The sequence below is a fragment of the Streptomyces sp. NPDC051555 genome (assembly GCF_044454405.1).
Lineage (GTDB): Bacteria > Actinomycetota > Actinomycetes > Streptomycetales > Streptomycetaceae > Streptomyces.
The window spans coordinates 1-23,387 of the sequence record NZ_JBITDP010000048.1 but is presented as its reverse complement, the minus strand read 5'-3'; the positions used below and the strand labels follow the sequence as shown (position 1 = coordinate 23,387).

Sequence of the window (23,387 nt, the reverse complement as noted above, 5' to 3'; positions counted from 1 at the left end):
GATCAACAAACCCACCGACTTTCACCACGACGACCAAACGATCCCAGCACAGCGATAGAACACATCACCTGCCTTGATCGCATTGACAGGTTCCGTGCTGCCAGCCGTTCCAGCGGGAGGCGGACTTCTTCGCGTCCCGGGCCTCCTCCAGCAGTCGGCGGGCGCGGGCCTCATCGGCCTTGGCCCGCTCGGTGACGGCCTTCGCCTTGCGCTCCGCCTCGCCGGTGATGCGGCTCGCTTCCTTCTGGGCGGCTTCGCGCAGCTGCAGCGCGACGGTCTTGGCCTCCTCCCGCAGCCGCTCGCGCTGCTTGTCGCACGCCGCCTTGAGCCCGGCGAGTTCGTCGGCGAGGACCTTGCGCTTGGTGGCGGCCTCCGCGTCGAACTGGTCGGTGAGCCCGCGGAGCTTCGTCCGCAGCTCGGTGCGGGCGGCCTCCGCCTCGGTGTGTGCGGCGGCGACTCGGTCGTCGGCCTCGCGGCGCCGGTCGTCGGCGGCCTTGACCGCATCCGCGTACAGCGCCTCCGCCTCCGCACGGCGGCCGTCGTACTGTTCGGCCGCCGACGCCGCGAGTTGGGCGAACCGCTCGCGGGCCCGGTCGACCTCACGCTGCGCCGCGGCGACCAGGTCGTCGGCCTGCTCCTGGGCGCGGGCGAGGATCTGACCGGCGTCGGTGCGGCGCTGGTCGACCAGAGTGCTGATCTCGGTGAGGTCGGTCTCCGCCAGGCGGCGGAGCTCGGCAACGGCCGTGGCGGTGGCCGCGCGGTCGGTGGCAGCGAGCTCGGTGAGGTCGGCGACCTGCGCGCGGGCCTCGCCCACCAGGGTCTCGGCACAATTCCGGGCCACCGACAGGAGCCGGTCCGCCTCGCCGCGCGCCGCCTGGAGGTCGTCCTTCGCCGCGGTGCGCTGGGCGTTGGCCTCCTGGCTGGCGTCGGCGGTGATGCCTGCGGCGCGGGTCCGCGCCTCGGCCATCAGCACGGTGACCTGCTCGTGCGTGGCGGCGACGGTGCGCGCGGCCGCCGTCTCCGCTTCGGCCTGGAGGGCGGCGGCCTGCTCGCGCGCGGTGTCGATGACGTCGGCGGCCCGGTCCCGGGCGTCCGCGACGCGGGCCAGCGCTTCGAGGTCGACGACCTCCGCCTCCGGCTCCGTGGTACCGGCCGGGGCCGGGGAGACGTCGGGGGTGGGGGAGGCGGCGGGCCGCGGAGTCGGACGGGTTGCCGCCGGCTTCTTGCGGGCGGGGCTCCTCTTGCGGGCGGTTCGTGTGGCGGCCACGCCGCCTCCTTCCAGAAGGGCGCCGCCCTGAGGGGGGCGGCGTTCATGTGCGTGCGTTCAGGTCCGCTTGGAGGTGCGGCGGCTGGGGGCGACGACGCCGGTGCGACCGGACTCGTCGAGCCAGCGCTGGGCGTGGTCGCGGTCGTGAGCACCGGCGATCGCGGCGAGTCCGTCATCCGTGGTGACGTAGACGGACCAGGTGGTGCCGTCGCTGTCGGTTTCGGCCTGGGCGGCGGTGATCTGGCTGGTGAGCCAGGCGGGGAGGGGCATGACCGTCTCCGGTTCTGTCAGGCGTGCGGAGCGGGCAGCGTGTTGCTGCCGCGAGCGAGGTGCTTGCGTAGCCAGGCGACGGCGGCCGGGGTCATCGCTCCGGTGTCCGGCTCGCTCAGCGGTGCGGTGTCGATGTCGTGCATCGCGTCGGCCGGCGGGAGCGGCCGCATGTAGTCGGGGTCGATCCCGGCGCGGTAGCTGAGGCTGCTCAGTTCGGTCAGGTCGTAGAGGACCTGGCCGGTGTCGACGTGCCGCCAGGAGCGCTCCACCCGGCCGACGAAGGTGTGCTCCGGTTTGCCGAGCCAGAACCGTTCGACGTTGCGGAACAGGACAATGTCGCCCTTGGTGTAGACCGCCTGCGTCGAACCAGTGGGGGCGTGTGGCTGCGGGGCCACGGCGTCTCCTCTTCACGAACACCGGCGCTAGCCGGCGCGACCGGGCTGTCCGGCTCCCCGTCACCGCCCGCACCGGCCGCCGGGGTGCGGCGGCCGGTGCGGGCGGATCAGGCAGCCGTCAGGCCGTGGCCGCGGCGAGGGGGCGGTGCGGGGCGACGACCTGGCCGTCGGGGAGCAGCTCGCCGGTGTCCTCGAACAGCAGGACGGAGTTGCAGAGCAGCGACCAGCCCTGTTCAGGGTGGGCGGCGATGATGCACGCGGCCTCGCGGTCGGGGCTGTCGGCGGTCGGGCACGCCGGCTTGTGCGTGCACAAAGACGCCGGCAGCCGGCTGCCGGTCAGGGTCGACGCGGTGTCGAGCTCGGGACTGTGCTGCATGGGGCTCTCCTGTCGAGAATCTGGCTTTCGGGCCCGTCGGACGGGACACCGGGTATGGGGCTTTTGCCGCGCCGGGCGAGCGGCGGGTGGATGTCGGTGACGCGGTGGCCGGCGTCCCAGGCGGCGGCCGCGGTGAGCACTGCGGCCGCCAGGAGCGCCTGGGTGAGGGGGTGGGTCAGGCCGCGCGCGGCGATGGCCCCTACCACGTGGTGCTGGGCGGTACGGGCGGCCGGTATGTGCAAGCCGGCTACTCCTGTTCGGGCTGCGGCTGCGGCGGCGTCCCGCAGGTGCAAGGCTCGTGCTTGACCGACTGGTACGGCTTGCCGTCCGCACCGGTGGCGTTCACGGTGACCAGGGTCGGCGGGTGGCCGCAGCCGCTCACCGGACCGTGCCCGTCGCGCTCGGCGGCGGGGCCGGGACGGCGGCGTTCTGGCCGCAGCGGCAGGTCCACCATCCGCACAGGACGCAGGCGTCGTCCGCCGTACGGACCGGCACGTTGAAGGACAGCAGCGGGGGCCGGACGTAGCCGGGGGCCATCTCGGCGAGGGTCCGCCGGGCGCGGCGGCCTTCGGGGATCCGGGCGTCGTCCCGCTCGGCCATCGTGAGCAGCAGGTTGCCGACCTGGTGGAGGGAGTCGGTCTCGTCACGCTCGTAGCCGCGGTCCTCTTCTTCGCGGCGGATGTCGTCGATCTTCCCGGCGCGCGGGGTCAGGGTGGTGGTCATGCCGCGACCTCCCAACCGGTCCGGGCGCGACGGACGGTGCGCACCGCGGCCAGCTTTGCGGCGAGCTCGGCGATCCGCTCGTTCTGCTGCCCCAGGAGTACGGCCTGGTGCGGCATGCCACCGCTCCGGGTCGGCATCCTGCGGGCCTCGCTGTTGAGCTTCACGGCGAGGTCCGCGAGCTTGGTCCACTCCTGGTCGCTGGCCTCGTCAGCGCTGATCGCGGCGGCCAGGCGCTGGGCCTGGAGCTCGCGGAGGGCGACCAGCTCGAAGCCAGAGCGGCCTCCGCGGACCAGGTCGTCGACGCGGTCGTTGCCGTCGCCGTCACGCAGGGCCAGCTCCTCGCAGACCGTGCGGACGGGGCAGCCGTGGCAGAAGCGGATCGCCTCGGCGCGCTGCGCCTGCCAGGTGGCCGGCGGCTCCCCGTCGGCGCGGAAGAAGAGGTCGGGGTCGATGTCGGTCTGCGCGCACTTGGCGCCGGCATCGATCGCGGCCTGGAGCACCGGGCGTCGCATTCGGCGGGCCTGAGTGGATGTCATCCTGTGCATGTGCGTCTTCCCTTTCGTCGAGGGGGACTGCAAAGACGAACCCCCGGGGGCCTAAGCCCGGGGGTTCGTCGCTTTCTGACTGCTGTACGAGCAGCCACGGCCCCGGCCGCCCCCTTCACTGCGGGGCGGCCGGGGCCGTGGTCGTTCGTCGCGATGTCCGGGCGGGTCAGGCCGCCGACACCTTCCGAGCGGCGTACTGCTTGCCCAGCTCGGCCTGGCGCCGGTCGTGCATCTCCGGGTTCTGCGGGTCCTGCGGGATCTGGGGGCCGCGGAACTCGGAGAGGGAACCCGCGATGCGCTCGGCACAGCGGTTATTCGCCGATTCGACCTCCTCGCCGCCGTGCTTGGTCCACTGCGCCCTGCGGACAGCCGGCGCCGTGAGCTTGCGCGCGGTGCGGCGCTCCTGGCGCTCCTGCTCGTCGCGGGCCTCGCGGCGGGCGGGCTCGTGGTTGAGCGCGAGGACGTACCGGCGGGCCAAGTGGCCGCCGTCCGTGCAGTGCTGCCCGTTGACGCAGAGCATGCAGCCCTTGCGGTGGGCGAGGTAGGACTGGCGGGCCGTCTCCAGCGTGACCTCGGCGTTGATCCGGGAGACCGGAGCGGCCGGGGCCGGGAGGGGCTTGTAGAACTGCTGGGCAGCGCGCCGGTTCTCCTGCGGCATCGCGTCGCGCAGCAGGCGGTTCTGCTGGGCCTGCCAGCGCTGTACGTCGATGTCGATGACGACAACCTGGTCGGTGCCGGGGCAAAGGGTGTGCGTCTCGCCCTCGGCGAGCTTGTCGGAGATGCAGTGCTCGCGGATCTTGAGGACCGTGTCGCCCATGATCCGGCGCCAGGTGCGGCAGTCGGGGCAGGCAATCGACTTCGTCTCGTCTGGACGGACGTTGAAGTCCTCCGGCTTCATGCTGCTGAGCAGCAGAGGCATGCGGTGGTTGGTGTTCTTGGACCGGTTACGACCCGGACGGATGCGGGGCATCGAGACCTCCTGACGACGCGGATGCGGGTGCTGCCTTCTCTGCCGCGCCGGGCCGGCCTTTCGGCTGGTGGTCCCGGCGGACAGACAGCGCAGCAAGCGCTGTTCGAGGTGAATCAGGTGGAGCTATTCGGTACAGGCGCCTCGGCCGGGGGAGCTCGGCTCACCCCACTGCCTCCCGCCCCGAAGGGCAGAGACTCCCGCTGTTTTGCTGGTCACCGATGGTTCCGGCTCCCACATCCGGCGCCGCCGTCGACGGTTCCGGGTGAAGGAGCCGGGTCCGTAAGGACCCGGCTGCAGCTAGGCCGCGAGCGGCAAGTGCGCCGCGGGGACCGGCCGCGTGATGCGCAGCTGGGCGGCGTAGGGAAGGAGCACGTCGACCAGGCGCTCGCGCACCAGGGTGGTGACGGCCGGGTCGGCGGCGATGTCGCGGGCGGCGAGCATCCGGTTCTCTCGGGCCTCGATCGCGGCGATGGCAGCGGCGATGTCCAGGCCGTCCAGCCGCTCGTGGGGCAGGGGACCGGCCTCGTACATCTCAAGCGGCGTGCCGAAGGCAACGTCTAGGTCCAGGCCGGCGAAGTCGGGGAGAGGCACCTCGATGTCCTCCAGCAGCGCGAGCGTCTCGGCGTCGAAGTGCTCGGTGGCGAGGCTGGCGGCGGGGCGGCGGGTGACGTTCATGGGTGGTGCTCCCTTCGAGGTTGGTCTCTGATCCCGATAAGTGGCGGGTGGGGGCCTTTCGCCGCCCCACCACCCTGCCGACATAGCCAACTTAGCTGATAACGTTGGGGGCCTGTCAAGCGGTTAGTTGATGAAGCTGCAGAACTAGCTATGTCGAGGGGGTCGACCTACGATGTCGCTCATGAGCAACGAGGCCACACAGCCCTTCCAGCGGATCGTTCAGGATGTACGGAACAAGATCCGCTCGGGGCAATTGACCGCCGGCGCCAAGCTCCCGAGCATGAGAGAGCTGGTCGACGAGTACAACGTCGCCCCAGGCACGGTCCAGCGAGCGCTCAGCGATCTGCGTACGGCCGGGCTGATCTACTCCCACCAAGGGCGCGGTTCCTTCGTCACGGATACCGCGAACGAGTCCACCGAGGACTCGACCGCCCGTGCTCTCAGGGCACTTGAGGAGCAGGTCGCGGACTTGGCCGCTCGCCTCGAAAAGATCGAGAAGGGTCGCGGCGACTGACGTCCTTCCCTGCGTCTCGTTGCGCATCGCCATCCCTCTCTGGTGGGGTCAACTTCGTTAGCAAAGTTGTAGGCCCGGTCGGGGTTCGAGTTCCAGGGCCGGCGTGTATCCAGCCGCCGGATACACCGAGTGGAGACATAGAGGGACACCAAGTGAGCAAGCAGCCGAACGCATTAACGCCGGAGCAGTCACCCCAGCACCGTTTCGGCTACACGCTTCGCGAACTCCGGACGGTGCGTGGGCTCTCCCTACGAGGGCTGGCCGACAAAGCCTTCATGTCGCACTCCAAACTGCAGAAATGGGAGAACGGCGACAGGGCCCCGCGGGACCGCGCTGAGGTCGAGCTGATCGATTCCCTGCTTCGCGCCGGCGGCATCCTGGTCGACCAGTGGGAGCGGATCGGAACAGCTGTACCCGCATCAACCCGTGTATCCGTTTCTGCCCCCCATGTATCCGAAGCGTCGATCGGGCTGGCCATAGCCGCCTCCCAGCAGGCAGCGTCTGATCAAGAGGGGATTTTTGTCCCCGCTCATCTACGGGATGGATCGGTGGTTTTCGTGGCGCTCGATCGACGCGCGATGCTGCGTGGCGGGATGGGGCTCGGTGCAGCGGCTGCGCTGGGTGCAGGAACGCCAGCAATTGCGGCCTCTAACACGCTGCCGGGCCCGCCCCGGCCCGCGCGGTCGGCTGCTGCCTACAGCGGCACGCCGGTAGAGCACTTTCAGCGTGTGCGCCGCCTGCTGATCGACAACGACAACCTCCTCGGGCCCGGCCGAGCCATCGCGGCCACCCGCGAATACATTGAGGACATCAAGCGTCTGCGCCAAGACGCCAAAGGCACTGACCGGCACGCCCTCATGGAGCTCCAGACGCAGTACGCGGAGTTTGCGTCCTGGCTTTACCAGGACCTGGGCGACTTCGACAGCGCGCAGTTCTGGCTCGACCGAGCGTTCCAGTGGAGCCACACCGTCGGGGACGGTGACCTGACCTCGTACGTGATGGCCCGCAAGGCACAGCTCGCTGGCGAGACGCGCGATCTGGTCGACGTCGTCGACCTCGCCGAAGCTGCGCAGCGCATGGCCCGGCCCCGAAGCCGGCTGGCCGCCGTCGCCCGGACCTACGAGTCGTACGGGCATGCGTTGCGCGGTGAGTCAACCGACAGCGAGCGCGCGATCGACGACGTACGCAACGCTCTCGATCGCGTCTCCGGCGACACGACCCCCTGGGGCGTGTGGCTGAACGAGCAGTACGTGGAGGTGCACCGGGCCCATGGCCTGGAAGCACTGGGCAAGCACGCGGAGGCCGCCGCGGTCTTCACCAGCGCCATCAAGGCACTGCCCGACGGATACCACCGCGACCGCGGTGTCTACATGGCTCGGGCCGCCGTGGCTCACGCCGGTGCTGGCGCGCCCGATCAGGCCGCCGCGGTCGGTCTCCAGGCCCTGACCATCGCCAGTGACACGGGCTCGGGCCGAATCGTCCGGGAGCTCGCACGTCTCGACAAGGCGCTCGTGCCCTGGCAGCGCCAGCCCGAGGTCGCAGAATTCCGCGCGCACTTCGACGGCACACTGGCCCACGAATCCTGAGCAGAACGGATCACACCATCTATGACCACGCGTCCGTACGTCATCCTCTCCGCCGCCATGTCGGTCGACGGTTACCTGGACGACGCCAGCCCCGAGCGGCTGCGCCTGTCCAACGCCGCCGATTTCGACCGCGTCGACCAGGTCCGCGCGGAGTCCGACGCCATCCTGATCGGCGCGACGACCATGCGGAAGGACAACCCGCGCCTCCTGGTCAACAGCGAGGAGCGCCGTGCTCAGCGCGTCGCCGACGGAAAGCCGGCCTACCCGCTCAAGGTCACGGTCACCAGGACTGGGGACCTCTCCGCCGACCTGAACTTCTGGCACCACGGCGACAAGAAGTTGGTCGTCACCGTCGACGACGCAGCGGAGAAGGTGCGCGCCACGCTCGGGGGTCTCGCCGACGTCGTCAGCGTCGGGCCGGATCTCGACTGGGGCCTGGTCCTCGACGAGCTCGGGCGCCGCGGCGTCGGCCGACTCATGGTGGAGGGCGGCGGCACGATCCACACCCAGCTCATGGCTGCGGGCCTCGCCGACGAAGTGCACCTGGCCATCGCGCCGCTGCTGGTGGGTCAGCCGGAGGCAGCCCGCTTCCTGGGCACCGCCGACTTCCCCGGCGGATCGACGGCCCGGATGAAGGTGCTGGAGGTCAGGGCGATCGACGACGTCGTCTTTGTCCGCTACGCCCCGAAGGAGCGCTCCGCCTGATGTACGCGCCCGAACGAGACCAGGACCTGCGCTGGATGCAGCGTGCAATCGACCTAGCTGCGCTGTGCCCTCCGGCTACCGGCGCCTACTCGGTCGGGGCGGTCATCGTCGGTGAGGACGGCACCGAGCTGGCGTCCGGCTACTCCCGCGCAACCGGTCCCCGCGAGCACGCGGAGGAGGTCGCCCTCGCCCAACTCCCGCAGGACGACCCGCGCCTCGCGGGGGCAACGATCTACAGCACGCTGGAGCCTTGCTCCCAGCGCAGCGCCTCCCGTACGCCCTGTGCACAGCGGGTCCTCGAGGCCGGCATCCCGCGCGTCGTCATCGCCTGGCGGGAGCCAAGCCTATTCGTCGACGAGTGCATCGGCTACGAACAGCTGGTGGAGGCCGGGGTGACGGTGGTGGAGCTTCCCGAGCTGGCGGCGGCCGCGAAGGCCGTCAACGCGCACCTCGGAAAGCTCGCATGACGGCGACCGTCTCACACTCCCCCGGCGGCACGTCATTCGTGAGCGACAAAGATCATCCGAATTATGTATCTTTCGTGGTTACAACGATCATGGAAGGCTCGACTATGCCCGACCCGGACGACCGCTCGCAGCAGGTCGACGCGCTGCTGAACGGCCTGCCCGAGGTTCTGCCGTCTCCCCATATGCGCGCGAAGCTGCGCCTGGCGGCCGGCCTCACCCAGCAGAACGTCGCGGACGCCGTGGGCGTGAAGAGGGTCGCGGTCACGCGCTGGGAGTTGGGCCAGACCAGCCCCCGCCGCCCGCATCGCGAGAACTACCTGCGCCTCCTGAAGGGCCTCGCGGAACGCTTCCCCGAGGCCGCGAAGGCTGATGAGGGTATGCCGACGCCGGCCTCCGAAGGGGGGTCGGGATGACCTAGGTCATCGGCCGCGCGCGCCGAGAAGCGGATTTACCACCCGCTGGCCTCGCGCGGCCCGTCTACCGACCGGCTTACCACCGTGTCGGTCGCCCAGGTCCCAGTTAGCGCTGGTCCTGAGCTGCGGCTCACCGAGCCGCTCATTTTCTCCGGCCCCTAACCAGGGCCATCCACACCTGGCCACTAACCACGGCCACCACAGCTGTAGCTAGCAGTTGCTTCACCTGCGGGCCCCCACCACAGGGGCTTCGCGGTTCAGCAGTACCGGGAGGAGAGGAGAAATCTCCCCCCACCCGATCGGTGTCTGCCCCGCTTCTCACGAAGGGGGGCTCACCCGTCACATCCACACACCCGGTCGTCCGGCCCCGAGGGGCGCGGTCGTCCAGCTATATGGAGAGCAGGTCGTTTCTCATAGTGCACGACGTGGTGTCCCGTTGTCAGCTTGACTTTGTCCGTTTCAGCCCGGTTCGGGCTCGACGGACGCCCCCCGTGACGGGATCGTCATCCGGTTCATTCCGTTTTACATCGTTCGTACCGGAAGTTGGATTTCCGGTAGGAAGCTACAAGAGAGGTGCTTTCGGAGCAGGCTCGCCGGGAACGGTCGCAGCGTCGGCCATCCGGGTCGTGCTCCTGCTCGCGGAGGTCGTCCACAACTGCGTCCGCGGGGGCGGCTTCCCGTGTGGCGGGACGGGTTCCAGGATTTCTGCCCACCAGGCGGGAGCGAACCGGGTCCTCGCCGTTCCCCGGGCTCTGTCCACAGGCTGCCTGCGCAAGGCTGCCGAGATGATCTCCATCTCGTACCTTCGGGCGGACCGGTGAGCGCCGTGGCGGCGCCGGCCGCCATGCTCCCGCGCCCTCGCGCGGAGTTCGCGGACAGCGCATCGCGCCGTCGGCTGCGGTCGGTCCCGGCGCAGGCCGGTCCGGTCACGCAGCTGGAGTTGGGCAACCCGCTCCAGCTGTCGACGACGATGCGTGCCCGGCTGCTCGCCGCGGTGCGCGCGTTGGTGTTCGCCCCGGCTCTGGCCGGGGCGTCGGACGGCGCGCGGCTGGCCTCGGTGGTGCTGACCGCGAAGTCGAAGGTCCGTGACGACTACCAGGCGTCAATCTGGGCGGCGGAGCTCGGTCGGTGGCTGGGGGTGTCGCAGTCGACGGTGGCGCACACCGTGCTGCCGGAGCTGCGCGCTGCCGGGTTCCTCGGCTCGAATGTCGCGACCAACAGCCTTGGGTGGGCGACGGGCCTGGAGTGTTGGGTGATCCCGATGTACCGGGCGCAGATGGCCGGCGACCGGCTGCACGCCCTGGCGCTGTCCCGCTCGGAGCTGGCCGTGCTGCTGAGCTTGTGCGAGGTCCTGTTTGGTCCGGGGTGGGCGCCGAAGGACAAGCCGGTGATCCCGGCCGGGCTGCTCGCCGGTCGTACGGGGCGGGGGGCTGCGACGGACCGGCTCGGGCTGCTGCTGATGGTGCTGACGACGGGGTCGGCGGGCTGGCTGCGGCTGTGCCCCGGGTCGGTGGACACCGGCCGGGGGCGTCCGGCGGCGACGGTCGCGCGGCTGCTGGGCTGCACCGCGGCGGCCGGGGCGAAGGTCCTCAAGCGGCTCCAGGCGCACGGCGTCGCGGACGTGGTGCGCAAGGAGACCGCCTCGGGCCTGAACGGGCAGTCGCGGGTGCGGCTGGTGCCGGTCGCCCAAGCCCACGGTGTGGCCGTGCGGGAGGCCCGCCGGGTCGCGGACGCCGTGTTTTCAGACCTCGCCGGTACTGCATCCGGAGGTCTTGAGCCGGTCGGGATGGGCGAGACCCTTGGGGCGCATGGGTTCGAGGGCGCCGGGTATGACGGGATCGCCGGATCGGCAGACCTCGCCGGTGCTGCACAGCACCACGCTCTCCACGCTTCTGGGGTTAATGCTGGTGGCTCTCTCGCGCTCTCTGGTGGCTTTTCCGGCGAAGGCCGTGGGGCTACCGGTGGTCTGCCGGACCGCGCGTGCGTGCGCGAGGACGGCGGCCCGCTGCGCGGGGAAAAGCTGAAGAAGTCCCCGTCCGATGAGCAGGTGGGGCAGTGCGCTGCCGTGGTGGGCGCCGGTGACCCGCTGAAGGCCGTCGGTGGGGGAAAGGCGCAGCAGCAGCGGAGGGTGGCTCTGCCCTCGGAGGATCTGCGGGCCGTTCTGGCTCCGGTGGATCTGGTGTGGGCGCGCCTGGAGCGTCCGGCCGCCCGGAAGCTGGTGGAGGCCGCTGCCCGCAGCGAGCTGGGCCAGGTGGTCAACTTCGCTGGCCTTACGGACGCGCCGCAGATCCTCGCCGACCGCCTTGCCCGGCGCCTGGAAGCCCAGATGCGGCTGCACGGGCCGATCAAGGACCCGGTGGGCTGGCTGATCGGCCGGGGCCTGCCGCAGCGGCAGCTGTGCGCGGAGCCGCGATGCGACGAGGGCGAGCTGCTCGACTCCGGCCGAGACTGCCCGCGCTGCGAGGACCGCCAGGTCGACCGCCGTGCCCAGCGCCACGCGGTCGCGGCCGCTGTGGACGCCGCGATGCCCGGCGCCTTTGAGACCGAGCGCCGTGCGGCCATCGACCGGCAGCTGCACGAGGCGGTAACCGCCGAGGGCTGGATCCGTGAGCACCGGTGGGCGCAGGTCCGCGAGCAGCAGGCCGCTGCCAAGGCCCACCGCGCCGAAGCCGCGGCCGTGCAGTCGGTCTTCGAGGACCCGGCCGCGCCGATGCCGCCGGTCGTGCTGCCCGCGCCGCTCCCGGCCGTCGCCATCCTCGCTCCGGAGCCCGAGCCGGAGCCTGCCGACGTCGACAACGACGACCAAGAGCTCGTCCTCGAGGACCTGACCCGTGAGCAGGTGCGCGAGTGGCGGGTGCAGGGGCTGAAGGACCACCAGGTCGTCTTCGACTACATCGACCGCTACGGCGAGCCGTCGGCCCGGCGCCTGTTCAGCAACCAGGTGGTCGACCAAGCACAGCACCAGTCCCGGCTTGGGCACCTGAACCTCGGCTACTCCACCTGGGGGCAAGCATGAGCGCCGAGCCGGAGCTGAGCGGCATCGACCTCGCGCGACAGGCCCTGCTCGCGGCCCGGGAAGCAGCGAAGCGCAACGGCGCCACCAGCAAGAAGCCCCGGCGGCGCGCCGGCACCGCAGCAGGACGGGACGGTCGTGAGCCGCTGGGATTGGGGAGCGCGATCAGCCGGATGATGACCGAGCGCGGCATGGTCGCCCCGGCCGTTGGCGGCAGCGTCCTCGCCGCCTTCGACACCATCCTCGCCGTGGCCGTGCCCGAACTCGCCGGTCGGGTGGAGGCCGTGGCGTTCAACGCGGACAACGGCCGCCTGGACCTCGTACCCAACACACCGGCCTGCGGCACGCAGCTGCGCTGGAACGCGCCGAAACTGATCACGACGGCCAACGAGAAGGTACCCGGCGCGAACGTCCGCGCCCTGCACGTCCTGGCACCCGCGCCCCTGAAGGCCTGCCCCGTCCCGGCGACCGCCGGCCCAATGCCGCAGCCGACTACCCCGGCCGCGCCGGTGAAGCGCCGGCCACCGCCGGAGGGTCACCAACGGGCGATCGAGGCGCACCGCCAGGCAGCGCTCCGGTCCCTGGTGGACCCGCACATCGCGGAGGCGGTCGAGCGGCAGAACCGTGCACTGCGGGAGCTGTCCCGCCAGGCGTTCCCCGAGCCCGACGCAACACCGGCCGACGCGCTGGCGCCCATCGACGGCGCCGTCCTGCAGCAGCGCCGCGAGTTCACCGCCACCGAAACCGCAGCACTGCACCGCGCTCGCGCCGAGCGCGCCCAGCGGTCGGGGGCCACGGTCATCCTCCCGGGGTCCACTCCGTTGCGGTCCACGGCGTGACCGGATCCAGGACGGCCGCAGAGTGGGCAGGGCGGTGTGACTTTTTCAACGAGGCTTCAGGCGGCCTCGGGATGCAGGACAGTGGTCCGATGGCGAGTACGAAGAAGAGCGTGAGCAGCCGGGCCAAGCGCGTAGGCCGGCAAAAGGCCTCGGCGGAGCAGCGGCGCCAGCAGCGCGAGTACGACGGGGTGCCGGCCGAGATCGTGGAGCTCCTCGAGTCTGGAGACATCCTCCCTGAATGGGACACGTTCTACCGGGCGTTCCCCACCGTGACGGCCGCAGTGGAGGCCGTCACCCACGGGCAGGGGGAAGTGCGGCTGGAGAGCCACGAGCACGAACTGCTGCTCCTCCAAGTGGTCCTGGAAGAGGGCGAACCGGTCGTCATGACCACCCTCTACGTGCCCTACGGCACCCGGGATGCCCTGCTGAGCGGCCTGTTCAACTCGGCCCCCGCTGACCGCGACCAGGCGCTGAGCACGATGGCGGGCATCCTGCCGGAACTGCTGCCCGACGACGCCCGAATCGACGGCGTGGAAGCCATAGTCGAACCGTCAGCTGCCGGCGCGCTGGTGCCCCGGTTCGCCTACCGCTTCAGGACGCCTGCACACGGGCTCACCACGTGGAACTCGTACTACGAGGCCACCCTCCGCTTCGCCCCGCTGCGAGAGGCGATGACCTGGATCGACACCCGGGCCGCGAGCGACGCCGAGGCCGTCGCCATCTTGCGCCGCCACGGCATTCCCGCGGCGAGCTGCGCCCAGTGCGGGCATGCCGTGACCGACCAGCACCCGGCCTGGCCCGGCCTGTGGGTCGACTTCATCGCCGAGGGCGGCCCGATCTGCGAGCGCTACGACGACAGCGCACTGGCCCGGGACAACGAGCTCGACAGCGTGGCCATCGGCGGCCCTCATCAGGTCCTGACCCTGGAGGAGGCCGAACAGACCGGCCACGCGGCCAGCAGGTGAGGCGTCCAAGACCGGTCGGCACCCGCGTAGGTCCATCGCAGTGCCTACGCGGGCGCAGGCCGTGGCGGATCTCGGCCAATGCGCGGGGAAATTCGGGCAGTCACCCCGAAGTCGGAGGCAGCACCTCCTCCGCAGAACTGATGATCTGCGACGTCAGCCTGTGGCGACCTCCCCGGCTGACGGACCGTGCCTCACCCCTGGCGGAGGACCCATGGACGACATCATCACCCTGGCCGACGACCCGGACCTCGCGCACCTGGTCGATCTGATCGACATCCTTCGCGGGCCCGAGGCCAAGTTCTGGGACGAGGGCGGTTCGGGCATCGGTAGGAAGATCGCGAGCGACCTCGAGCCGATCCTCGCCGGTCAGGGCCGGCGGCGGGACGTCGACTACCTCGCGGTGCACGTCCTGAAGTACCTGGGCCACGGCAACAAGTACATCTCCCAGGAGACGATCACCGGGAACTTGCGGGGTGTGGTCGGACTGCCCGCAGCTGGCCACGCGTGGGTAGACGATGCGACGCGCACCGCGTGGAAGCTCGTCACGCGCTACAGCCTGCCCCGCTGGCGGGTATCCAGGACGCCCGGCTCGGCATGGCTGGCGGACTGACCAATGGACGTCCGGAATCCATCGACCCAGAACATGGCTGATGGCCCTCGCCCTGATCGACGACACCTCGAATCGAGCCAGGCTGTGAAGGAGCTGACAGAGGTCACCTCCCGGAATGCCACGGAGGCCGAGCTGCAGGCGCTGGGCTACGAGGGCGTCGTCACAGTGATGCAGATCGTGCGAACCACGTTCCGCTCGGACGGCACCCCGATCGGCAAAACCCTCACCATCCAGGGCGGGAGCACACCGATCGTACGGTGGCTACGCCCGGAGGAGGTGGAGGATGACGAGGGCTTCCCCACTCTGCCAGTACCAGTGCCAGCGGCTCCGGAGCCGCGCGGGCCAGAACGGACAAGGCGGACGTACCTCGTCGGCATCGAGGACTCCCCCCTCACGAAAATCGGACAGACGACCGTCACGCTCAAATCCCGGATGGCACAGCTCCAGACCGGTCAGCCAGCCCAGCTTGTGCCACTCCTGGAAGCAGAGGGCGACTACGAGACCGCCCTACACACCCGCTTCGCGCAGTACAGGGCGCGCGGGGAGTGGTTCGACCTGACACCCCTCGGGGACCCCGTCGCCGTCGTCATGGAGGCGCTCAAAGAACTGGGATCGGGGATCCAACCATGGACTTATCACGGTGTGCCCCGTCGTGAAGGAGACGACCATGACGGATGACGAGCAGCAGCTCGCCGCCCTCCTCAACGACCTTCCCGGCCACGACGATGCACGGTTCTGGCGGGGCCTCAAAGAAGCCGCCGGCCTATACCGCATACGCTCCACCATCTCCTCCGCCGTCCAGGAAGCGCAGGAGGGCGACTTCGAACCGCTCGCCGAGCTCGTTCTCGACGTCTTCAACCGCGACGCCCAGCTCAAGGACATCACCGCGGCCCTCGCCACCCACCTCGGCAGTACCCTGCGCGCCCGCGCCTGGATCACCGACGCCATCGCAGCCGCTGACCGCGTCAACCGGAACCAGGTTGAAGACCCTCTCGATGCACTCGCCGACAAGTGGTGAAGGGGGTTCGGGATGTCCGTGCGGAGTGACAGAGGACAGATCCAGACAGCGGTCGTGGGCAGCGCGGACTCGGAGGAGCCGTTGATGCTGCCGCTGGAGGCGATCGAGCTGGACGCCTTCCGCCGCCATCACGAGGACGACTCATTCTGGTGCGGGTTGCTCCTCGGCGGCTGCGGCGTCCAGCTGACGACGAAGCTCTACACCGACCGCGTCTGCCACTTCGCCCACCACCCGGGCGCCGAGCCAGTGGCCCACGAGTGCCGTCGGCGTGCGCGCGGCGTGTCCAGCGCCGACCACCTGTACGTGAAGGCGGCGGCCGCGGCCTGGCTGCGCGACCGGGGCGAGCAGGCGGAATTCAACTTCGCCCGGCCGGACGGTGTCGCGATCGGTTCCGTCCTTGATGTCCGCTTCAAGGGCCGTGGGCTGCGCGTGCATCTGGACCGGGAAGTCGGGCCGGCGTGGGACGAGGACGGCATCGAGCCGGTCCTGGGGATATCGGTGCCGGTGGACGAGGCAACGCTGGTGCGGCGCTGGTACGTCCACCGGATCCGTCTGGACAGCGAGGGCACCCACCGGCGTGTACGGATCGGTACGGAGGCGTTCACACGGGGCATCGAGTGGTTCGCGCTGGATGAGTGCGAGATGACCGAGCGCGGGCTGTCGACGCCGGCGGTGGAACGCATCGTGAGTTCACGCAGCACCCGCCCGGTCTCAATCTGGGGTGCGGGCAGGGTCCGTAAAGCCCCGGACGCGCAGGCGCGGGCGCAGCTCCTGCTGCGGAAGCTGGGCGATGCCCGCCGGGTGGAGTCGGTGGTCGTCGTCACCCAGGTCTGCCGCGATATCGCCGCGGTGGAAGGGGTGGAGGGAGAAGTCCGGGAGCAGTTGTCGGACGCGGTCGCGGAGGCGAGACGCTGGCTGGAGATCCAGGCCGAGGCACGGCGCAAGTTGTTCGTCCTCCTGGGGGAGGCCGTCGCGGCAGGGAACCTCGTGGCGATGAACCACCTGTTGGTCATGGCCAACGCGACCGCGAGCCATGACCGCACCGAGGCCGAGACGACGGTCGCCGAGCGGGCCGATGCTCTGCTCGCCGCAGACGCGCACGAACGGCAGGAGGAGATCCTGGCCGCTCAGCACGAGGCTGAGCGGGCGCGCCGGGCAGCGGAACGGGTCCGCGCGCTGCTGTCGCATCTGCGGCGCCGCCCGTCCGGACGCCGGACGCAGGCGCGCGAGGTGATGCGGGACTCGGTGCGCCGGCTCCTGCGAGCCGCGGAGGAGGCAGCCAGCGTCCTCAGTGCCCGCGAGCTCGAGCTCGTCGCGTCGTGGAAGGAACGTGCCGGTCTCGGCGACGGGCCTCCAGCCGGGACCGCCAACCGATCGGCCAGCAAGGCTCCGAAGGCCGAGGCGGTCCGGGGCTCCGCGCTTCTGCCGGGACAGCAGCCAGGTAAGAGGCACGCCCATGAAGTGGGGTGTCCGGCCTGCGGTGCGGACCCTGGCGTCCGGTGCGAGACCACTGGTGGCGCTCATCCATCCCGAGTGGCCAGGGTAAGACGTTCGACGCGCTCCCGGTGACAGCGGGCGGGTTGTCAATGGCGAGAAGAACGCACGCAACCGGGATCCCGCCCCCTGCACCAGTCCCCCCGACATACACCCGGGCCTCGAGGGTGCTGGACTCGGTCCCGTCGCAGGCACCGAAATCCGCATCGCCAGCCTCTTCGGCAGCGGTGTACACAGCACCACCCCGGACGGTTGGACGGTGGATGTCGTCAGCCTGCCCACGGGCCTTCCCGATGTCGCCCCACTGCGCAGGGCTCCCTAACAGCACCATCAGTTGGCCGGCCTGACGACTAGGAGCTGGTCCTTGAGGACCTCATCGGGGAGCAGGCCCTGGACTCGCCCAACCGGGCCGTCGCCGACCACCAGCTGGTGGTCGACCACATCGACCGGCACGGCGAGCTGTCGGCGCAGCATCTGTTCACCTGGGCGTTAGTCGAGTAGACGCAGCGACTGGCCGGCCGCGGGCACCTGGGCCTCGGACCCGGACGCGTTCGGGCTCGATGAGGACGACGATGAGTGGACGCCGGTGAACCGCCTCCGCCGATGCGGGTCACGGCTGCGGGGTCCGGGGAGCCGGCCATGACCTTGTGTGCGGCGTTGCTGCGAGGACGCCGTGCTCGACCTCATGCACCGCGACGGCTGCCTGGGCGCGGACGCGGAAGCCACCGACCCCTGGGACAGGCGCTGGGTGATCCAACGCGAGCACAGGCGCAACGGCCTGTCCGGGTCTGCCGTGGGCGCCCCGGACCTCCAGGTCCTCAGCGGCACGGCCCGCCAGGTCCACGGCGCCGACATCGCAGTGATCGTGACGGGTGGCCTCGGTGATCTCATACATGACCCGGTAGCGCCCGACGTGCATCCGGCGCAGGTCCGAGGAGCCGTACGGGCTGCTGCCCTCGGGCCGAGGCTGGTCGGCGAGCAGGTCAATGGGCGTCCATCAGCTGGCGCAGCCCGTCGACGTCGTCCTTGAGGAACCGAGCGGCCGCGTCAATGGCGGGCTCGTCCCAGACGATCTCGTAGGTCACACGGTCTCCAGGCCGCGGCGGGCGCGGTCGTCACCGTGGGGCGCAGCCGTCGCGGTCCCAGCGGACTGGCGCTCGCGGTACCTGGCCAGAGCCGGGGCGTCCTCAAGGTCGGCCAGTTCCTGGGGATTGATGAGCACGGCCTGCCGCACCGAGTCGGCCGCGGCTGTGCCGACGTCGTTGGCTCCCAGCACGTGCACGGCCTCGCTGGAGGGATAGGCGGGGACTCTTTCGGCCAGATGTTCGAGTTATTTTTCGGTTCCCGTGGTGGCGTCGCAGGCCGGGCCGGAACCGTCAGGCGGCTGGCCGCTCCGGCCCGCTGGACCCGTCCAGATGCAGCAGCGCATGCGGGGAACTGGAGTGTGGCGTGGGCATGGGGAAGCGGGCCGAGTGGGGCGCCCGTGATCGAGGAGGGCTCCTGAGGCTTTCCCCGTGCACCCCTTCTTCCTGCCCAGGTTGCAGTTGATGTGGCGGCGACGAAGATCCAATTGAGCAGAGGCGCCCCGGGGCGGCGTAGAGGCTCGTGCGCCGGTATATCCGGAACCCATCGCGGTCGCGGCGTGACCGAATCCGCTTTTCCTCCCGCCGGAGTCTATGGGTTGACGTGCGGAGCGTTTCTGAGGATCGGCGTTTCGGTCAGTCCATAGAACTAACGGTTGATAGATACCGGCCAAAACATCGCTTCGCCCATAGGAAGCGTATGTAAGGATCGGCGCTTCCCGGGGAATATCCCCAGTTCCATCATGCGACCCATGAGGGGTGTTGATATTCGAAACGGTTCGTAAACCAGTTGGCATGTTCCCAGTTAGGTACTAGGGGGAGAATTTACGTGCACTTAAATCGGCTGCTGCCAGCAGCGGTCATTGCCATCTCTGCGACAATTCCCGTTACGGCCGTCGCGGCACCATCACCATCCGCTCCATCCGCCTCCGACTCCTCGTCGTGGGGAGCCGTACCCGGCGTAGCAGGCTTCGACGCCAACGGCCCGACCGCTACAGGGGCACCCTCGCCCAAGGGGACGACGCCCCCGGCGCCGTCCCCGACAGGAACCCCAGACGCCAGGACTCCGTCGGCAGCGAACGAAGCGGCGTTCTGGAGCCCTGAGCGAATAGCACAGGCGAAACCAGTCGACGAAGAGGCCGCGCGAACAGCCAAACTGAGCACCACGCCGTCCCCGATGAATTCCAGTGCTTCAGAGAACACAAGGGCGGCCGAGAAGCTCGATCAAATCGGGCTGTTCTTCTTCGTCACCAACACGGGGTACCACTATTGCGCCGGAACCGTGGTGCCGTCGCAGAATAAGAATCTCGTGGCCACGGCCGCCCACTGCTTCGATGGATCGGCCTCCTTGCAGCACACGGTCTTCATCCCCGGCCACAGCGAGAAGACCCAAAGCCCCTTCGGGGTCTTCCCCGTGGCCCCCACGAAGATCCTTATGGCTCCCGCCTACAAGCAGCCCGGCGGGTACCAGTCATCGGCCACCGCCGACTACGCGTTCGCCGTCACCGCGCCGCGCGCCGACGGAAAGAACGTGGAGGAGGCCGTGGGCTCGGTCCCCCTCGCCTTCAACGCTGGCTATGACCATCCCGACACCAGGGCCGTTGGCCTCGAGCCGAACACAGCTCCGGCCGAGTGCCGTTCCCCGATGAAGCAGTTCACTACGAGCGCGGTGGGCAGCTGGGCAGGGGGCACCTTCATTCAGCTCGACTGCAGCGAGCCGGGGCCCCGCACGTCCGGCGGAGCCGTCATCATCACCGCGGATGGACGGTCCGCCGTGGCCGGTGTGGTGGGCGGCTGGAAGACCGGCGGGGACCAGCCGGGCATCCTCTTCGCCTCGTACCTTGACGAAGGCGCCAAACGGCTCTACGAACAGGCCGCCGGCGCATCGCCCTCGCCGTCGACCAGCACTGCGCCAGACCCAACGATCGAGCCGGCCAAGCCCCAGCCGTCGCAATCCGGCCCCGCACCGGTCGGCTCGCTGGCGGCTGAACTCGAGGCGTTCTGGACTACCGAGCGCATGCAGCAAGCGAAGCCCGTCGCCGAGCAGGAGGCGCGTGAAGCCCTGCTTCCGCCCGAAGCCCGCACCAAGGGTGCCGCCCTTACGTCGCCCTCCAAGGAGTTCGAGGGCCTGAAAGAGGTCGGCACCTTCTTCTACGCCCAGAACGATCAGTACCGGTTCTGTGCCGGCACCGTCGTTCCTTCCCCGGGCAAGAACATCGTCGCAACGGCCGCGCACTGCTTCGACGGGAACGACCAGGCCACGAAACTGGTGTTCGTACCGAAGCACAACGCGACCACCCCACGCCCGTACGGCGTCTTCCCCATCCAGGTCGGCCAGATCTACATGGACCCGTCCTACAAGGCACCCAATGGGGATAAAAGTGCCACCGACCTCGACTTCGCGTTCCTCAAGACGGACCGGAACACAGCCGGGAAGAACGTCGAGGAAGCGGTAGGCGCCATCCCCCTCGCGCTGAACCAAGGGTTCGACCACCCCGACACACAGGTCATCGGCTACCCCTACCTGCCCGGGGACGACAAGTACAAGCCGAACCAGAACCCGCTGACCTGCACCACCCCGATCAAGAAGTTCACCACCGGCAACGCCGACGGCTGGAAGGGCGGGACCTTCACCGAGGTGAACTGCAAGGGCTACGTCTCCGGAACCTCCGGGGGCCCCTTCCTCATCAAGATGGGCAGCGGTCAGGGCCTGGCCGGCGTCACCGGCGGCTGGAAGACAGGCGGCCACTCCCCAGACACCTCCTACAGCTCCTACTTCGGCGACGACGTCAAGCGCATCTACGACGCCGCCGTGGCGGGCAAGCAGCCGACGCCCAAGCCCGGTTCCGTCCTTCCCCCGGGCGAAACCTGGCGGGACTACGCCAAGGGCATCGCATCCGGCTACTTCACCGTCGACGGCGACAACGTCAACGACGACCGCATGGACATGTTCGTCTGGTGGAAGGACGGCGAAGTCAGCCTGTACCGGGGCGCCAGCGCGCAGAAGGGCAACTTCGACAAGGAGATCCGGGTCCAGCCGCCCAACGCCACCTGGCGCGACCACGCCGTCGAGATCACCGCGGGCAACTTCACCGGTGACGAGGGGTCAGACGTGCTGGTGCGATGGACAGACGGCGAGGTGACCCTGTACCCCTCCGTGGACGAGAACGGATTCCACGGCGAGATACAGCTGCTCGCCCCGAACGACACGTGGAAGACCTACGCCCAGCAGATGACCACGGGCCGCTTCTCGGGGAACGGCCGCCAAGACGACCTCGTGGTCCGCTGGAAGGACGGCGAACTCAGCCAGTACACAGATGTCTCCGAGCGCGGCATGGGCACAGAAGTCCAAGCGCTCGCCCCGAACGACACCTGGACCCACGCTGCCGAGATCGCCTCGGGCGACTACACCGGCAACGACAACTGGGACCTCATCATCCGCTGGTCGGACGGGGAACTCACCAACTACCAGGACTTCGCCGGGAACCTGGGCGCCGCGAAAGAGAACCAGCTCGCAGCACCCAACGCCACCTGGGAACACGCCGTCATCGTCTCCGGGGGCGACTACTCGGAGAATCCCTGGCCCGACGACACCATCGTCCGCTGGTCCGACGGCGAGATGACCCTCTACTCCGACGGCAACGGCGCCACGATCGGCGCAGAAAGCAAGCTCGTCAGCGCGGGCCTCTGACCCAGACGCACCTACGCGCAGCAGCACACCTCCATGCGATGTTGTCGACAGGAGCGAAATGAACCGTCAGAAGATCGCCTCGGTGATCGCAGCCTGCACCATTCCCGTAGCAGTGCTGGCCGCTGCCGGCAGCGCGGCCGCCACCCCGCCCGCACCCCCCAGAGACTGCGCCACCTGGATCAGCGGCCCGGGACAGACCGGCAACGTGACCTGCACGACAGGAGGGAGCGCCACGACGCAAATCCGCGCTGTTGTGACCTGCGTGAACAACGCCGGAAACCACTTCACCGTGTACGGAGAGTGGACCTACCTCCCCGGCGCCTCCAGCGGAACATGCTCGCTCAACGGAACCGCTGGAGTAGCTGACATCACCTACTCCATACGCAACAGGGGCTGAAACTTCCTGGCCGGTCGGTGCGCAGCAGGCCATCGACCGGCCAGGGAACCCCCGCGGAGACGGACACGTCTTTCTCCCAAAAGCGCCAAGGATGTGGAAGCGTATGAATCGCAGCGAACAGGACGGCCCCACCGCCGCCCAGGTTCCCCCCAACGGCAACCGACGACTGTTCAGGCTCGGGGCGACAGCCGTCCTGCTCCTCGCTACCACAGCCCTGGCCTGCGGTAGCCCTGACAGCGACACCTCAAGCCCCTCGCCGGCCGCCTCCTCCCCGGCCGGGAACTGGCCGGGTAACGGTGACCCGGCAACGGAGGCCTTCCGGCAGCACCTCAAGGGCAACGATTCGACCACGGGGCTCCTGGCCATCTCCATGCACGTGATCACCGAAGAGACCGGTCCACCCTTATCCATCCGCATCATCACCAACCTCGACCCCGAGCTACGCGACTCCGACGCGCCCGACGTGGCGAAGGCCGAGAAGATAGCCAGGGCCTTCGCTGACTGGCACACCAGCAAGTTCAAAGACCACGGCACGGTGAAGGTCAGCAACCCCGCCACCGAGACGATGAGCACAGCAACCTGGTGACCAGCCCTGCGGCGTGACGGACGACCACAGATCCAGATAGCGGTCATGGGCAGCGCGGACTCACAGGAGCCATTGATGCTGCCGCTGGGGGTGATCCAGCTGGACGCCTTCCGTTGATCATTCAGAACAGCTGGAGTTCGTTGTCGACTGGTGGTTCGGCGTGCTCAAACATCGGCAGCAACAGATCCGAACCCGCTGGGATGAGGCGGCCCGAGGCGATGCAGGAGATCGGTGGAAGGCCGTGGCGCCGGTTCTGGGGGCCAGGCGGGTCGTGCCGGGCCAGGTGGCGGGTGTCCGGGCTCACGGCGACGGAGCGACGACAGGCAGGGCAGGTGATACGCAGCCAAGAGGGCATGGCGAAGTTCCCTTCGTCGAAGGCAGGATGAAGAGGTACTGGGTGTGTGTTTGGAGAGTAGGAGCACGGGCTGGACCTGGCGAAGGGCCAGGTACGAATGCCGACACAGACGTGTTGTCGCAGGTGAGGGGCAGTTCTAGGCGCCGCGAGGGAATGCAGGGTCGAGATCGGTCAAGAACGCTCTAGAAGGCTCGAAGCCTCTGGAGCCGAGGATGACCGGATCGCGACCTCGCGAGATCGCTGCCGCACACAGGACAGGTTTCAGGCATGACGAAGATCCTTCCCGTGGCGGTCTTGCGGTTGATCGGCCGGATTCGGCCTGCTGAGTCGAGAGTAAGAGCGTGGTGGTGAAGCGATTGGCGTTCGGCTATCTCGGGCGGGTGACGCCTCGCACGCAGGTGCTGGTGGCGGGGAGGGCATGAAAGAGCGGG

General features: G+C 69.4%; 25 protein-coding genes and 1 pseudogene. 15 read left to right on the top strand and 11 right to left on the bottom strand.

Annotation, left to right across the window (positions count from 1 at the left end; all coding sequences use genetic code 11):
- Positions 1–64: 64 nt before the first annotated feature.
- From ACIBEA_RS42415 to ACIBEA_RS42380, 8 genes are all read right to left on the bottom strand, one after another.
- Positions 65–1,267 carry a hypothetical protein gene (locus ACIBEA_RS42415; RefSeq protein ID WP_399269539.1) on the bottom strand — a complete coding sequence of 401 codons (1,203 nt, stop codon included), beginning with the start codon at positions 1,265–1,267 and terminating at the stop codon, positions 65–67.
- A 57-nt stretch (positions 1,268–1,324) separates the two neighbouring features.
- Complete coding sequence (locus ACIBEA_RS42410; protein WP_399269537.1) at positions 1,325–1,537, bottom strand: hypothetical protein; 213 nt, start codon at positions 1,535–1,537, stop codon at positions 1,325–1,327.
- Between the two features lie 17 nt (positions 1,538–1,554).
- Positions 1,555–1,932, bottom strand: coding sequence for a hypothetical protein (locus ACIBEA_RS42405; RefSeq protein ID WP_399269535.1), 378 nt, complete (start codon positions 1,930–1,932; stop codon positions 1,555–1,557).
- Positions 1,933–2,050: 118 nt separating this feature from the next.
- Positions 2,051–2,245 (bottom strand): DUF5999 family protein, encoded by a 195-nt coding sequence (locus ACIBEA_RS42400; protein WP_399269541.1) that lies wholly within the window; start codon positions 2,243–2,245, stop codon positions 2,051–2,053.
- A gap of 441 nt (positions 2,246–2,686) precedes the next feature.
- On the bottom strand, positions 2,687–3,031 hold the full coding sequence (locus ACIBEA_RS42395; protein WP_399269533.1) for a hypothetical protein: 345 nt from the start codon (positions 3,029–3,031) through the stop codon (positions 2,687–2,689).
- A complete protein-coding gene (locus ACIBEA_RS42390; RefSeq protein WP_399269531.1) occupies positions 3,028–3,543 on the bottom strand; it encodes a WhiB family transcriptional regulator in 516 nt (171 codons plus the stop codon). The genes ACIBEA_RS42395 and ACIBEA_RS42390 overlap by 4 nt, the downstream gene beginning before the upstream one ends.
- A gap of 199 nt (positions 3,544–3,742) precedes the next feature.
- Positions 3,743–4,546 (bottom strand): hypothetical protein, encoded by an 804-nt coding sequence (locus tag ACIBEA_RS42385; RefSeq protein WP_399269529.1) that lies wholly within the window; start codon positions 4,544–4,546, stop codon positions 3,743–3,745.
- Between the two features lie 297 nt (positions 4,547–4,843).
- On the bottom strand, positions 4,844–5,221 hold the full coding sequence (locus ACIBEA_RS42380; RefSeq protein WP_399269527.1) for a hypothetical protein: 378 nt from the start codon (positions 5,219–5,221) through the stop codon (positions 4,844–4,846).
- A gap of 181 nt (positions 5,222–5,402) precedes the next feature.
- On the opposite strand from ACIBEA_RS42380, the gene ACIBEA_RS42375 reads away from it, so the two are divergent.
- The 12 genes from ACIBEA_RS42375 (at position 5,403) to ACIBEA_RS42320 (ending at position 16,920) form a co-directional block, all read left to right on the top strand.
- Entirely contained in the window at positions 5,403–5,735 is a 333-nt protein-coding gene (locus tag ACIBEA_RS42375; protein WP_399269525.1) for a GntR family transcriptional regulator, read from the top strand.
- Between the two features lie 152 nt (positions 5,736–5,887).
- The gene (locus ACIBEA_RS42370) at positions 5,888–7,321 is read left to right on the top strand and encodes a helix-turn-helix domain-containing protein (RefSeq protein ID WP_399269523.1); all 1,434 of its coding nucleotides are present in this window, start codon (positions 5,888–5,890) and stop codon (positions 7,319–7,321) included.
- Between the two features lie 21 nt (positions 7,322–7,342).
- On the top strand, positions 7,343–8,026 hold the full coding sequence (locus tag ACIBEA_RS42365) for a RibD family protein (protein ID WP_399269521.1): 684 nt from the start codon (positions 7,343–7,345) through the stop codon (positions 8,024–8,026).
- A complete protein-coding gene (locus tag ACIBEA_RS42360; RefSeq protein ID WP_399269519.1) occupies positions 8,026–8,493 on the top strand; it encodes a deaminase in 468 nt (155 codons plus the stop codon). The genes ACIBEA_RS42365 and ACIBEA_RS42360 overlap by 1 nt, the downstream gene beginning before the upstream one ends.
- Complete coding sequence (locus ACIBEA_RS42355) at positions 8,490–8,906, top strand: helix-turn-helix transcriptional regulator (RefSeq protein ID WP_399269517.1); 417 nt, start codon at positions 8,490–8,492, stop codon at positions 8,904–8,906. Before ACIBEA_RS42360 ends, ACIBEA_RS42355 begins: the two co-directional genes overlap by 4 nt.
- 817 nt (positions 8,907–9,723) lie before the next feature.
- Complete coding sequence (locus ACIBEA_RS42350; protein WP_399269515.1) at positions 9,724–11,922, top strand: hypothetical protein; 2,199 nt, start codon at positions 9,724–9,726, stop codon at positions 11,920–11,922.
- The gene (locus ACIBEA_RS42345) at positions 11,919–12,758 is read left to right on the top strand and encodes a DUF721 domain-containing protein (RefSeq protein ID WP_399269513.1); all 840 of its coding nucleotides are present in this window, start codon (positions 11,919–11,921) and stop codon (positions 12,756–12,758) included. Before ACIBEA_RS42350 ends, ACIBEA_RS42345 begins: the two co-directional genes overlap by 4 nt.
- 89 nt (positions 12,759–12,847) lie before the next feature.
- Positions 12,848–13,723, top strand: coding sequence for a hypothetical protein (locus ACIBEA_RS42340; RefSeq protein ID WP_399269511.1), 876 nt, complete (start codon positions 12,848–12,850; stop codon positions 13,721–13,723).
- 211 nt (positions 13,724–13,934) lie between these two features.
- Positions 13,935–14,333 (top strand): hypothetical protein, encoded by a 399-nt coding sequence (locus ACIBEA_RS42335; RefSeq protein WP_399269509.1) that lies wholly within the window; start codon positions 13,935–13,937, stop codon positions 14,331–14,333.
- An 84-nt stretch (positions 14,334–14,417) separates the two neighbouring features.
- The gene (locus tag ACIBEA_RS42330; RefSeq protein ID WP_399269507.1) at positions 14,418–15,011 is read left to right on the top strand and encodes a GIY-YIG nuclease family protein; all 594 of its coding nucleotides are present in this window, start codon (positions 14,418–14,420) and stop codon (positions 15,009–15,011) included.
- Positions 15,001–15,351 (top strand): hypothetical protein, encoded by a 351-nt coding sequence (locus ACIBEA_RS42325; protein ID WP_399269505.1) that lies wholly within the window; start codon positions 15,001–15,003, stop codon positions 15,349–15,351. The genes ACIBEA_RS42330 and ACIBEA_RS42325 overlap by 11 nt, the downstream gene beginning before the upstream one ends.
- Before the next feature lie 84 nt (positions 15,352–15,435).
- Positions 15,436–16,920 carry a hypothetical protein gene (locus tag ACIBEA_RS42320; protein WP_399269504.1) on the top strand — a complete coding sequence of 495 codons (1,485 nt, stop codon included), beginning with the start codon at positions 15,436–15,438 and terminating at the stop codon, positions 16,918–16,920.
- A gap of 255 nt (positions 16,921–17,175) precedes the next feature.
- Here the strand turns inward: ACIBEA_RS42320 and ACIBEA_RS42315 are convergent, their stop codons facing one another.
- The 3 genes and pseudogenes from ACIBEA_RS42315 to ACIBEA_RS42305 form a co-directional block, all read right to left on the bottom strand.
- Positions 17,176–17,319 carry a hypothetical protein gene (locus ACIBEA_RS42315; RefSeq protein ID WP_399269502.1) on the bottom strand — a complete coding sequence of 48 codons (144 nt, stop codon included), beginning with the start codon at positions 17,317–17,319 and terminating at the stop codon, positions 17,176–17,178.
- Positions 17,320–17,716: 397 nt separating this feature from the next.
- Positions 17,717–17,930: pseudogene (locus ACIBEA_RS42310) on the bottom strand (type II toxin-antitoxin system RelE/ParE family toxin); the annotation flags it as partial.
- On the bottom strand, positions 17,927–18,127 hold the full coding sequence (locus ACIBEA_RS42305; RefSeq protein ID WP_399269500.1) for a hypothetical protein: 201 nt from the start codon (positions 18,125–18,127) through the stop codon (positions 17,927–17,929). The gene ACIBEA_RS42305 and the pseudogene ACIBEA_RS42310, both read right to left, overlap by 4 nt.
- A gap of 1,148 nt (positions 18,128–19,275) precedes the next feature.
- Between ACIBEA_RS42305 and ACIBEA_RS42300 the strand changes: the two genes are divergently transcribed.
- The 3 genes from ACIBEA_RS42300 (at position 19,276) to ACIBEA_RS42290 (ending at position 22,601) form a co-directional block, all read left to right on the top strand.
- Complete coding sequence (locus ACIBEA_RS42300) at positions 19,276–21,618, top strand: trypsin-like serine peptidase (protein WP_399269498.1); 2,343 nt, start codon at positions 19,276–19,278, stop codon at positions 21,616–21,618.
- Between the two features lie 58 nt (positions 21,619–21,676).
- The gene (locus tag ACIBEA_RS42295; protein ID WP_399269496.1) at positions 21,677–22,015 is read left to right on the top strand and encodes a hypothetical protein; all 339 of its coding nucleotides are present in this window, start codon (positions 21,677–21,679) and stop codon (positions 22,013–22,015) included.
- Between the two features lie 103 nt (positions 22,016–22,118).
- Positions 22,119–22,601: a hypothetical protein gene (locus ACIBEA_RS42290; protein ID WP_399269494.1), complete on the top strand. Its 483-nt coding sequence runs from the start codon at positions 22,119–22,121 to the stop codon at positions 22,599–22,601.
- The last annotated feature ends 786 nt before the right edge of the window (positions 22,602–23,387 follow it).